Source organism: Sphingomonas sp. PP-F2F-G114-C0414, from assembly GCF_003688595.1.
Taxonomy (GTDB): Bacteria; Pseudomonadota; Alphaproteobacteria; order Sphingomonadales; family Sphingomonadaceae; genus Sphingomonas.
Genome location: NZ_RCWT01000010.1, coordinates 278,881 through 291,567, shown reverse-complemented (window position 1 = coordinate 291,567; position 12,687 = coordinate 278,881). Strand labels below are relative to the sequence as shown.

Annotated in this window: 8 protein-coding genes; 3 read left to right on the top strand and 5 right to left on the bottom strand. The window is 65.3% G+C overall.

What is annotated here, in order from left to right:
• Nucleotides 1–312: 312 nt before the first annotated feature.
• Both C8J47_RS06380 and C8J47_RS06375 read left to right on the top strand, forming a co-directional pair.
• Nucleotides 313–2,970, top strand: a complete 2,658-nt coding sequence (locus tag C8J47_RS06380) for a TonB-dependent siderophore receptor (RefSeq protein WP_121884948.1) — start codon at nucleotides 313–315, stop codon at nucleotides 2,968–2,970.
• A 124-nt stretch (nucleotides 2,971–3,094) separates the two neighbouring features.
• Nucleotides 3,095–3,772, top strand: coding sequence for a nitroreductase (locus C8J47_RS06375; protein WP_121884947.1), 678 nt, complete (start codon nucleotides 3,095–3,097; stop codon nucleotides 3,770–3,772).
• A 220-nt stretch (nucleotides 3,773–3,992) separates the two neighbouring features.
• On the opposite strand, the gene C8J47_RS06370 is transcribed toward C8J47_RS06375, so the two are convergent.
• Genes C8J47_RS06370 through C8J47_RS06350 form a run of 5 tightly spaced genes read right to left on the bottom strand, consistent with a single transcriptional unit; the run spans nucleotide 3,993 to nucleotide 9,913 of the window.
• Nucleotides 3,993–6,425, bottom strand: coding sequence for a TonB-dependent siderophore receptor (locus C8J47_RS06370; protein WP_121884946.1), 2,433 nt, complete (start codon nucleotides 6,423–6,425; stop codon nucleotides 3,993–3,995).
• A 55-nt stretch (nucleotides 6,426–6,480) separates the two neighbouring features.
• Entirely contained in the window at nucleotides 6,481–7,251 is a 771-nt protein-coding gene (locus tag C8J47_RS06365) for a gamma-glutamyl-gamma-aminobutyrate hydrolase family protein (RefSeq protein WP_183129038.1), read from the bottom strand.
• Nucleotides 7,248–8,195, bottom strand: a complete 948-nt coding sequence (gene epsC / locus C8J47_RS06360) for a serine O-acetyltransferase EpsC (RefSeq protein WP_121884945.1) — start codon at nucleotides 8,193–8,195, stop codon at nucleotides 7,248–7,250. The genes C8J47_RS06365 and epsC overlap by 4 nt, the downstream gene beginning before the upstream one ends.
• 15 nt (nucleotides 8,196–8,210) lie before the next feature.
• On the bottom strand, nucleotides 8,211–9,023 hold the full coding sequence (locus tag C8J47_RS06355) for a phosphate/phosphite/phosphonate ABC transporter substrate-binding protein (RefSeq protein WP_121884944.1): 813 nt from the start codon (nucleotides 9,021–9,023) through the stop codon (nucleotides 8,211–8,213).
• The gene (locus tag C8J47_RS06350; RefSeq protein ID WP_121884943.1) at nucleotides 9,020–9,913 is read right to left on the bottom strand and encodes a fatty acid desaturase; all 894 of its coding nucleotides are present in this window, start codon (nucleotides 9,911–9,913) and stop codon (nucleotides 9,020–9,022) included. The genes C8J47_RS06355 and C8J47_RS06350 overlap by 4 nt, the downstream gene beginning before the upstream one ends.
• A 254-nt stretch (nucleotides 9,914–10,167) precedes the next feature.
• Here C8J47_RS06350 and C8J47_RS06345 point away from each other — a divergent pair, with 254 nt between their 5' ends.
• The gene (locus C8J47_RS06345) at nucleotides 10,168–12,600 is read left to right on the top strand and encodes a TonB-dependent receptor (RefSeq protein ID WP_183129037.1); all 2,433 of its coding nucleotides are present in this window, start codon (nucleotides 10,168–10,170) and stop codon (nucleotides 12,598–12,600) included.
• Nucleotides 12,601–12,687 lie beyond the last annotated feature (87 nt).

Here is a 12,687-nt window from a genome sequence, read left to right as displayed (position 1 = left end):
GCAATTTTACAACAAAACGACAAAACTGTTTCAGTTTTTGAAATTTTGCATTGCCAGAGCGCGAACGATGTGGCGACTTGTCGGCGGGGAGTGACAAGCATCGTCAAGATTCGCCGATGGATCGGCGCGGGATGGTGCGTCGAAATCAGATATACAGGAATCACCGACACGTAATGTGAAGCAGCTCACCCAACATCGCCGTCGATCATCGCACCGATAATAGCGCGTCTCGTAAACACGTCTTCAAAAGACGGCCCGATACGCGAGTTTAGGGGAAGGATCCTGAGAGTCTCACTTTGAAAGGGGCCTAGGATGATCAACTATACGAGTTCGACTTTGGCGTTGGCGGCGGCATTCCTCTCAGGAACTGCCGCGGCGGCCGCGCAGACCAATCCCGAAGCATCTGCCCAGACAGCATCAGTAATCGAGACTGCGCCACAAGAAGCCGGTAGCGATATCGTCATTCTCGGCACCCGCCGTACCGATCGAACATTAGCGGACTCGGCATCACCGGTCGACGTCATCAGTTCGGCCGAACTGGCCGCGCAGCCCTCAGCCAACATGCTCGACACGTTGAAGAGCATCGTACCGTCCTTCTACGTCGGCCAGAACTCGATATCCGACGCTTCGACCTTCGTCCGTTCGCCGTCTCTCCGCGGCCTGCCCGCCGATCAGGTGCTCGTGATGATCAACGGCAAGCGCTACAATCGCTCCGCACTCGTCCAGGTCTATGGCGGCAGCGATACCGGGCTCGGCCGCGGCTCGCAGGGCGCCGACATCTCGGCGATCCCCTCGCTCGCGATCGGCAGCCTCCAGATCCTGCGCGAAGGCGCCACCGCGCAATATGGCTCGGATGCGATCGCGGGCGTGTTGAACTACGGCCTGAAGGAAGTGTCGGGACTCGAAATGGTCGCGCGCTACGGCGAATATTATGCCGGCGACGGCAAGAGCTATCAGATCGCCGCGAATGCCGGCGTCGCGCTAGGGACGCTCGGGTTCATCAACGTCACCGGCGAGTATAACGACGACGGTCAGACCAGCCGCGGTGCGCAGCGACCCTCCGCCGCCAACTATGCAATCAACAATCCGGGCTCCGCGTCGCAGCTTCCCAATTACCCGCTCCCCGCGCAGATCTGGGGTTCGTCGCCGTCGCATGGCTATAAATTCGTCGTCAATTCCGCGATCGACGTCACGAGCGACAGCAAGCTCTATTTCTTCGGCAACTTCGCGCGCAGCAAGGCCGACCAGAGCTTCAACTATCGCGCCTCGGTGACCAGCACCGCAGTCGACACCGATGGGGTTACCCGCACGCAGAGCGCCAACGCGCTGTTCAACAACACCTTCTTCCTGACCGCCTGCCCGACCGGCAGCGCGACCTGCCCAGCCGGCGGCTTCGTCCGCGACGGCAACACGTTCCGCTACAGCTCACTCTACCCGGCGGGCTTCACGCCGCGCTTCGTCGGCGTGACCAAGGAGCTTTACGGGACGCTCGGCTACAAGGGCGAAATCGCGGGTGGCCTGAAATACGACCTGTCAGGCTCGCTCAGCCGCAACACGCTGACGCTGTCGATGTACGACTCGCTCAACGCCTCCTACGGCCCGCAGACGCAGACGAGCTTCACGTTCGGCGAGCTGATCCAGGAAGAGGCCGACGCCAACCTCGATCTCAGCTACCCGTTGGAAGTCGGGTTGCCGAGCCCGCTGACGATCGCGGGCGGCGCCGAATTCCGCAAGGAAACCTACGAACAGACCGTCGGCGATTTGCAATCCTACGCCGCCGGCCCCTATTCGGTCGCGCAGCAACTCTACACGCAGACCGCACCCGGCGTTTACAGCTTTTCCGGAACGACCAGCGCGCAAGGCGTCGGCGCCAGCGGCTATGCCGGGACGAGCCCCGAAGCCGCCGGCCGTTACAGCCAGAAGAGCTATGGCGCCTACCTCAACGTCGAGACCGATCTGACCACCGCGCTCAGCGTCGGCGCGGCCGGACGCTACGAACATTACGACTCGTTCGGGGGCGCGGTGGTCGGCAAGTTCAACGCGATCTACAAGTTCGCCGACGCGTTCTCGCTGCGCGGCACGGTCGGTACCGGGTTCCACGCACCGTCACCGGGCCAGTCGAACAACGCGATCATCACCACCGCGTTTGTCGGCGGCAATGCCGTCCAGAGTGGCACCTACCCGGTCAGCACCGCGATCGCGCAATATTTCGGGGCCGATGCGCTCAAGCCCGAGAAGTCGACCAACTACGGCATCGGCTTCATCCTCAATCCGGTGAAGAACCTGACTCTGACCGTCGACGGCTACAGTATCAGCGTGCGCAACCGGATCGGCATCACGCAGAACTTCATCGTTTCGGCCGCCGATCTCGCCGCCCAGCCGGCATTGCTGGCGGTCGGCGTCAACGGGCAGGTCAACTACTTCACCAACGGCTTCAATACGCGCACGCGCGGTGTCGATGTGGTCGGCACCTACCGCACGACGCTCGACGAAGCGGCGGTCAACCTGACGCTCGCCTACAACTACAACAAGAGCACCGTCACCAAATACGATCCGCAGGTCATCGGGCCGAACCAGATCCTCGACGCCGAGCATCTGGCGCCGAACCACCGCGTGGTCTTCACCACCAACTGGTCGCTCGACGGCGTCAGCATCAACGTGCGCGAGAACTATTACAGCTGGTGGCTGAGCGCGCAGGATTACGTATCGACCTCCAACCCCGTGGCGCAGCGTTTCGGCGGCAAGTTCACCACCGATCTCGACGTCAGCTATACCTTCGCCAAGAACTACACGCTGACGCTCGGCGCGCAGAACCTGCTCGACGAACGTCCCGATAAGCTGACCTCGAAGTCCACGCCGATCTACCCGCTGACCGGAGGATCCTCCGACGGCCAGGTCTATGCGCGTAACGGTGGACCGTTCGGCTTCAACGGTGGCCTCTATTACGCCCGTCTCCGCGTGAAATACTGAGATCGTCGGGGGCGCTTCGGCGTCCCCGACCCTCGCGGATCGTCCATACCAGAGCGATCGCCAGGGTTTTCGTCACCGGAGAAGTCTGTATCCAGTACGGACAATCACTGTGACGGGGCCCTGCATGCACTATGACGACGTGATCCTCGGCCGGCGCAGCATTCGCGGCTATCTGCCCAAGCCGGTGCCGCGCGCGCTGATCGAGGATGTCCTCACGCTGGCGATGCGCGCACCGTCGTCGATGAACACCCAGCCCTATCATTTTCACGTCGTCGGCGGCGCCGCGCTCGACGCGATCCGCTCGGGCAACACGCAGCGGATGGCGGCCGGCATCCCGCAGTCGCGCGAGTTTCGAACCGGCGAGGCCTTTGCTGGCGCGCACCGCGAGCGGCAGGTCGGCGTGGCCAGACAGCTCTTCTCAGCGATGGGCATCGCTCGGGACGATAAGGACGCCCGCCAGGACTGGGTGATGCGCGGCTTCCGCCAGTTCGACGCACCCGTCTGCGTCATCATCACCTATGATCGCGCCGTCGCAGGCAGCGACGACACCGCGTTCGATTGCGGCGCGGTAGCCACTGCGCTCGTCAACGCGGCCTGGTCGCGCGGGCTCGGGACGGTCATCAATAGCCAGGGGATCATGCAGTCCCCCGTCGTTCGCGAACACGCCCGGATCCCCGATGATCAGGTCATCATGAAAAGCATCGCGCTCGGTTGGCCTGACGAGGATTTCCCCGCCAACGCCGTCGTGTCCGAGCGGCGCCCGGTCGCCGAGGCCGCAATGTTCGTCGGCTTCGATGATTAGCGGCGTAGGTGCATTTACGCGGTCGTTCCTAGGAAGAACTAATCTTCCCCCCTCCCTGAAAGGGAGGGGTTGGGGGTGGGTAGGCCCGCTCGTGTCGCCGACGTTCCATGATACGGAACCCGACCCACCCCCGCCCCCTCCCTTCCAGGGAGGGGAGAAAAGTCTTCAGCAAGCCAAGGTCGATCCTCGTCAGAGGAGTCGATCAACCCTCAACCCGACCCTACCAGCTAAGCCCGGCCCGCGCGTAGAGGTACCGCCCGTTGAACCCGAAAGGCGAGTAATACGGGAAGCCGATCACGCCGGTGGTGTTGTTCGCCGGGATCGTCGCATCGGGATACACGTCGAACAGGTTGCTTACCCCCAGTCCAAGCTGCGCGCCCTTGGTCGCCTGATAGCGCAGCTCGACATCGGTGATGACGTGCTTGCCGCTATGGACGTCGGCAGCAGGCGTGGTGCCCGGCTGGTTGACGTCGCCATAGTAGGTCACGCGCGCCAGCGCCCCGAGCCGATCGAGCGACCAGTCGACCGATCCTGTCACCTTCGCGCCCGGCGTACCGTCCTCCAGCGTCAGGATGCGGCTGCGCGCGAACAGCGTCGGCGCTGGGTTCAGCGTCGAGGTCGAGGTCGGCACGCGCGTCACGTCGCTGTCGTTGATGTTGCCCGCGATCGTCAGGTCGAAGGTCCCGGCCGCATCGGTCGGCATCCGGTAATGCGCGACCGCGTCGATACCCTTGGTAGTCGAGGCGAGGCCGTTGATGAAGAACCGCGCCGCGGTCGCACCCGATCCGGCGAGCAGGCTGGCGATCTGCGCGTTGACCGCAGCCGACTGGCTGGTCGATGTCGTGATGTTCTCCGACAGGCCGATCTGGTTGCGGATGTGGATCCGGTACGCATCGACGGTCAGGTCGAACCGACCGAACCGCACCACCGTGCCGAACGACAGATTGGTCGACTTCTCGGGTTCGAGCGGCAGGCCGCCCAGCCGCGTCGCGACGGGGCTGACCGACGGGAAGGTGCCGGTCTGGATCGGCACCCCGTTCTGGATGACCGTAGCGATCGAGGTGAAATATTGCTGCTGGAGCGCGGGTGCGCGGAACCCGGTCGAGGCGGTACCGCGCAACGCGAACCACGGTGCGACATCATAGCGCGCGGAGATCTTGCCGGTGCCGGTCTTGCCGAAGTCGGAATAATCCTCGCCGCGCCCCGCCAGTCCGATTAGCAGCTTGTCGGTCACCTGCGCCTCGAGATCGAGGTAGACGCTGCCGTTGCGACGATGGCGATCGACTTCGTTGGCGGGCGCGAAGCCGCCGAACCCCTGCGCGCCCGGCGAGGCGCCCGCGACCGCGCCGCTGGTCGGATAGCCATAGGAGGCGAGTTCGCCCGCCTGGATCTCGAACCCCTCGCGGCGTCCTTCGACACCGAACGCGACGTTCAGGCCCTGCAACACGTCGAGCTTGCGGCTGACGTCGAGCCCGGCGACGAGCTGGTCGTAGACCAACGCGCCATCGGAGAAGTCCTTGGGCGTTGCCGCACCATATGCGTAGTTGGCGGAATTGAGCGTGCGAAAGCCGATCTTGTTGCGGCCATAACTGACGTTCAGATCGACGTTCCAGTCGGCGACCTCGCCCTTGATCCCGACCGCCGAATTGAGATCGCGCGACTTGGTGTTGATCAGCGGCAGGAACCCGCCGGTATACCCGGCCAGCTGGGTGGTCGCGCTGTCGAGCCGCGGGAAGGCGGCGCTGCGCGTGTCGCGATCCTGATAGCCGAGCCAGCCATACAGCTTCCACGTGCCGGTCAGCGTCGTGCCGGCATTGGCGAAGATGCTGTATTGTTCGACCTGCGGATCGCCGAACCGGCCGGTGACGCGGGTCGGCGTGATGCGGGGGTCGAAGTCCGCGCGGTTGGTCGCCTGACGATCGAGATACTCGCCCGACACGGTCAGGAACCCGTCCTCGCCAAAGCCGATGCCCTGCCAGCCCGATACCGTGACGGCATGCTCGCCGTTCGTGGGGCGGCTGCCGCGCGCGGTATCGATATCGGTGTTGTAGAACCCGTAATTGACCGTCGCGCCGCCGCCCGAGCGTGCCTCGCGCAGCCGCAGGTTGACGACGCCGGCGATCGCGTCGGAGCCATATTGCGCCGATGCGCCGTCGCGCAGCACTTCGATCCTGTCGAGCGCGACGGTCGGGATCGTGTTGAGGTCGACCGCGGCAGAGCCACGCCCGACCGAGCCGCCGACGTTGAGCAGTGCCGCGGTATGCCCGCGCACGCCGTTGATCAGCACCAGCGTCTGGTCGGGCGACAAGCCGCGCAGGGTCGCGGGACGGATCGCGTCGGTGCCGTCGACCGCGGAGGGCCGCGGAAAGTCGATCGACGGCGCGATCGCCGACAGCGCCGCACCGAGCTCGGTCGTCCCCTGCCGCTGGAGCGCCGCCGAACTCAGCACGTCGACCGGCGACGCGCTATCAAGCCGCGACCGGCCGACCGCGCGCGTTCCGGTGACGATGATGTCGTCCTGCGTATCGGGCAGCGCCGCGGCGGCTTGGTCGGTGGCGGCCGGCGGCGGCGCATCCTGCGCAAACGCAGGGTACGCGGTGGTGAAGGCGAAGGCCGAGGCGGTGAGCGCCAGCGCCATACGATAAGCAGTCATGACAATGTCCCTGTTAAACGATCGTTCTGCGACGATCTCGATGCGTGTTATGCACTCAGCCGCCCCGATAGGCGCCAAGCGCCTGTCCGATAAATGTAAAGAACGCCTGACCGGATGCACTGGCCGCAACGTCCCACTCCGGATGCCATTGCACCCCCAGCACATCCCCCCCGCACGGTCGCGCGGAGAACGCCTCGACCAGCCCGTCGGATACCGCATGCGCCTCGACGGTCAGGCCCTCGCCCAGCCGATCGATGCCTTGGCGATGCACCGACGTGACCGAGATGCTCGGTTGCGCGATCGCAGAGGCTAACACCCCGCCAGCGCTGAGCGCGACGTCGTGCACGTGATCGAACAGCGTTTCATACGCGGTGGCGTCGTCGGTCGACCGATGATGCCCCTCGTCGAGCGTATCGGTCAGCGTACCCCCGAACAGCACGTTCAGTTCCTGCAGGCCCCGACAGATCCCGAACACCGGCCGACCCGCCTCGATCATCCGCCCTGCCAAGTCCAGCGCAACGGCATCGCGGTCAAGATCGAGAGCGTCGTCGGACGCATCCGTGTTGCCGTAGCGCCCACCAGCCACGTTCGACCGCGATCCCGTCAGCAACAGCCCGTCGAGCCGCCCGGCAAGCGACCGCGTATCCATTGCATCCGCCACCGCGGGCACCAGCAAGACAGTGGCACCCGCATAGCGCACCAGCGGCTCGACAAAGCGCGTGGCGACCGCCTGGATCGGTCGATTGGCGATCTCGTTGCAGCACAACACGCCGATCACCGGTTTCGGCGGACCATCGATCTCGCGGCAACAGGCGAACCGCCTCATGCGGTGCGCCCCCGCAGCGTCTCGTGCAGATGGTCCGCGGCCTCGCCCGCCAGGATCACCGCGGTGGGCTGCGCGACGACGCTGCCCGCGGGGACGTCCTCCAGTAGCCAGACATTGCCGCCGATCGTCGCGCCCTGCCCGATCGTCACGCGCCCCAGAATCGTCGCCCCCGCATAGATCACCACGTCGTCCTCGACGATCGGATGGCGGGCAAGGCGTTCGCGCGGCGAGACATCGGTGACGCCGAGCGGGCTGCGCGCGCCGAGCGTCACATGCTGATAGAGCTGCACGCGGTCGCCGATGATCGCGGTCTCGCCGATCACGACGCCGGTGCCGTGATCGATGAAGAAGCGCCGGCCGATCGTCGCCCCCGGATGGATATCGATCCCGGTGCGGCCGTTCGCCAGTTCGGACACGATCCGCGCTACGATCGGTGCGCCGAGACCATACAGCGCGTGCGCGATCCGGTGGTACAGGATCGCGGTGATGCCGGGATAGCAGACCAGGATCTCATCGGCGCTGCGGGCCGCAGGGTCGCCGAGGAACGCCGCGCGGACGTCATCGTCGACCAGCTCGCGGATTGGTCCCAGCTCGGCGGCGAAGAGATCGACGATCATCGCCGCCTGGCTCGCATCGAACGCCAGCACCGCCTCTTCCTGCCAATAGCCGAACTCGCGTTCGATCTGCCGCCGGAATTCCGTTAGCGCCGCCCGAAGCCGCGCCTCGACGAACGCATCCTCGAGGTCCGCCGGGCCGGCGAACGCGCCGAGCCGCCCGGGGAACAGCGCCGCGACCAGATCGTCCATCGCCGCCGAGACCGCATCGCGCGACGGAAATCGCGCGACCGTATGGCGGCCATCCGCATCGTGACGCCACGCCGTGCGCGCCGCGCGCAGTTCGGCGATCGTCGATGCGAGATCGAGGGTGTCGGGTACGTGCATCATGATCGGATCCTCATGTCATCGCAGTTCGGCATAACCGGCGCGGATCGCCGCGGCTTCGAGTGCCGCGATCGGCGCGAGCGCGGCACGGTCCGCCGCTATCGCGCCGGTCAGGAACAGGTGCGCGCGATCCTCGGCGAGATCGGAATCGACCATGACCCGATCTAGCGCCATCCTAAGCGCCGTCACGGTAGCCGCACTCGTCGAAGCGGCGGTCACGAACGGGAGCGTCGGCGACGCCGGGCTGTGCGCGACGATCCGCAACGCCGCGGTCACTGCCGGTTCGAAGCGTTCGATCGCCGGATAGGTCACGCAATCGATCGCGGCGATATCCGCTTGGCCTGCGCCGACCGCGATCATGCTCGCACGGTGCGATCCCGTTTCGATCACGCTGGCGAAGAATGCCCCCTCGCCCGCGACCGGTGCGATCGTCGCCCGCAACAGGTTCATCCCCGTGTTCGATCGTCGATCGTTGATCGCCGCGCGGCGCTGTCGGAAACCGTCGAGTGACGTCCCGATATCATCGGCGCGCGCCACGATCACGCTCGTATGGGTCGCGCCGACGCAACCCGGTGTAGCGTACACCGGCAGCGCCAGCACGCGGAGCGCCAGCGACGAATCGGCGATCAGCGGGTATCCGCAGGCCTGCCCGAACAGAAGCGAAGGGTCTCGCCACAGCGCATGGATGTCGCGCGACCGATCAAGCGTATTCGGTACGTCGGCAACGCCCTCCGACCGCAGGATCCCCGCCATAGCCGCCCACAAGCGATCGTTCGCCGCCCGCTGCGCCGGATGATCGTACATGCCGAGCGATGCGCAGTGCCTCGTCAAGACGGCGTGCCCCTGTGCCGCGGATGGATCATGTCGTCATGCGACCGCAACGCGAACCGCCGAACGATCTCGCCATAGCCGCGGTAGATCGGCGCCCCCAGATCGACGAAGCGCGCCCGGTTACGCGCATGATACTCCGGCAACCGATACCAGGCGAGCGACGGCGATTCGTGGTGTGCAGCGTGCAGGTTGTTGTTGAGAAACAGCAGCCCCAGCACACCGCCGCGTTCGACGCTCGCCGCACGGCCGGGGCTCGCCAGATCCGCGCGATGCTCGGCGTAGGACCGCAGCATCGTCAGCGCCATCCCGGGATAGACGAACGTCAGGATATAGCGCGCAAGCCCCAGCCCGACATGATCGAGCCAAGCGATCAGGATCGCGACCGCAGCCAGATGCGGCACCCAGTCGCGCAGGACACGCGCCGGGTCGCGGGCCACCCGCCGGGCCTCGCCGGACAGAAACCGTACGACCGAGATCGGCGGCCCGAAGATCATCTGCCCCGCCAGCGTCGATTGCAGCCAGCCGAGCAACGCCGCCACGCCGTCGGTATGCGCGCGATACCGCGATTCCGGATCGTGCGACGGGTCGGTGATGACCGCGGCGGCGTGATGCGCGCGGTGGCTTCGGTGGTAGGATCCGTATGGCAGCCACAGCGACAACGGCACGAACCCGATCACCGCGTTGATCGCGGAGTATCGCGTCGGATGGCCGTGGATCGTCTCGTGCTGCAACGACCCATGCCACGCGATCAGCCACCCTCCGATCGCCACCAGCACGGGCCAGGGAACCGCGTCATGCCACGCGGTCGCGGCGAGCCAGCCGCCATAGATCGCAACCGCGACGGCAACCGTCGGCCACTGGATATTCGAACGCTCGATCGATCGTGGCATCGCCACCTCCTGGTTACGCGAGCAATGTCCCCCAGATCGATAGGCGTTGGAAAGTCTTTGTCCTTTGTGCCACCAAAGCTTTTGTTGGCGGGGCCAAAACGACGGCTGATCGGGAACGTCGCACGGCCGATCCCACCATGCGGCCCTCCGTCACGACTGTATAATATATGTAACCGAACCGACACCGACGTGTCGCGGACCCTGCCTAGTCGCCGCCCTCACGCCGCGTTTGGGCGGCGACAAGGGGATCTGCAATGTTCGAGTTCCGGGGCGTGCATCGCGCTTCGCTTTTTCTGTCGTCGGCGGCGATCGGGATCATGGCATGCGCAACGCCGTCGATCGCGCAGGCCGCACCGGCACAAGCAAACGGTGAGGCCAGCGCCGATGCCGCGCCCGCCAACGCGACCCAGGATACGCCACCCGAGGCGACCGCGGACGGCACGATCATGGTGACCGCCAGCCGCACGACGCGGTCGTCGGTCGCGCTGTCGGGCGTCGAGATGCAGAAGACCATGCCAGGCGTCAGTCCGGTCAAGGCGATCCAGACGCTGCCCGGCGTCCAGTTCGAAACCGCCGACCCGTGGGGCAACAACGAACAGAACATTTCGCTGGTCGTCCACGGGTTCAACCAGAACCAGCTTGGCTTCACGCTCGACGGCGTGCCGCTAGGCGATCAATCCTACGGCAATTTCAACGGCCTCTCGCCACAGCGCGCGGTGATCAGCGAGAATGTCGGCCAGGTTCGCCTGTCGTCGGGTGCCGCCGATCTCGGCACGGCGTCGGCCAGCAATCTCGGTGGCGCGGTCGAGACGTTCACCAGCGATCCCGCGCGCGATCTCGGCCTCCGGTTCGCGCAGACGCTCGGCAGCTACGATGCGCAACGCAGCTATCTGCGGGTCGACAGCGGCGAATTCGAAGGTCTTGGCGGCACCAACAGCGGCTATGTGTCCGCCGTCCGCCAGAAGGCGCGCGCGTGGGAGTTCGACGCGAAACAGGGCGGCTATCAGGTCAACTCGAAGTTCATCCACAAAGACAGCCACGTCACGCTGACCGGCTATTTCGCCTTTTCCGACAAGCAGGAACCGAACCAGGATTCGGTCGCGCACAATGCCGGCGGGATCGAGCCCTATTATCGCAGCCTGCTCTATCCGAACTTCGGCGCGGCGCTCGCCTATCTCGATGCCAACGGCAACGTCCCCGCCAACGCACCGGTCAATTACCTGAACTACTACGGCGATGCGCAGCGCAAGGACTATCTGGGCTATGTGAAGCTCGATTACCGCTTTTCGGACGCGGTGACGTTCTCGAACCAGGTCTATTACCATCACGACGATGGCGAAGGGCAGATCGCCGGACCGATCACGGTGGCGGGTCTGCCCGCGCTGTTCCGGATCTATTATCCCGGCCAGAACCTGAAGCAGGTGTTCGGCAATTCAGGCTATGCGCTGCGGACCACCGAGTACACCGTCGACCGCGAGGGCCTGTTGTCGCGGCTCGCGGTCGAGGCGGGCAGTCACGAGATCGAGCTTGGCGGCTGGTACGAGCACAACGCGAACACAGTCCGGCGCCGCTGGTACGCGTTCCCGATCGACAATCCCTCGACGCCCTATGTCCGCGCCGACCCGGCACTGCGTCGCCTGACCCAATATGGCAGCGACGTCGATGTCGATATCGTCCAGTTCCACCTTCAGGATCGCTGGCACGTCACGCCCGCGGTCACGCTGGAGGCCGGCTTCAAGTCCAGCCTGCAGTTCGCCAATGGCGCAGTACCGGTCCAGCCGCTACCGGGCGCGTTGTCGGGGGCCTCGACCGGCCTGCCCGAAGGCAAGATCAGCACCAAGAAATGGTTCCTGCCCGCGGTCGGTGGGACCTGGGATGTGACCTCGTCGGAGCAGCTGTTCGCCAACGTGCAGAAGAACGTCCGCCAGTTCCAGACGTCGGTTGCTGCCGGGCTGTCGCCGTATAATCTCGGCAGTCAGCAGGCGTTCGACCAGCTGAAGGCCGAGACGTCGCCCGAAAGCTCGTGGACCTACGAGGCGGGCCTCCGGTCGCATCGCCAGGTATCGCTCGGCCCGATCACCGCGATCGAAGGCCAGGTGAACTATTACCACGTCGATTTCAGCAACCGCCTGTTGCAGATCAGCGCGACGCCGGTGATCGCGTCGGTCGTCGGCGGCGTATCGATCCTGCAGAACGTCGGCGGGGTCACGACCAACGGCGTCGATTTCGCCACGACGTTGCGGTTCGGGCCGCATTTCTCGCTGTACGATGCGCTGTCGTACAACAGCTCGAAATACGACGACAATTACACGAGCGGGACCGCAACGGTCCCGACCGCGGGCAAATACGTGCCAAACACCGCGAAATGGCTCAACAAGGTCGTCGCCAGCGCGAACGACGGCCCGTTCGACGTCCAGGTGATCGGTGACTTCGTCGGCCGCCGCTTCGCCACCTACACCAACGACCATTCGGTATCGGGTCGCGTCCTGCTCAGCGCGCAGGCCGGCTACGCGCTGCCACCGATCGGCGGTCTCGGCCTGAAGAACACGCGGTTTTCGGTCAACGTCACCAATCTCACCAACCGCAAGGGCATCTACGAAGTCGTCGTCGGCGCGGCGAGCACGACCTACAACAGCTATGCGACGCCGCCGCGGCAGGTGTTCTTCACGCTGTCCGGCGCGTTCTGACCCGCCGTTAGCCCCTCGGACCGAAGTCCTTTGCCTCTCAAGGCATCGGCTTCGGTCCACCCGGGCCCGTCCGCGCGATGGTACCGA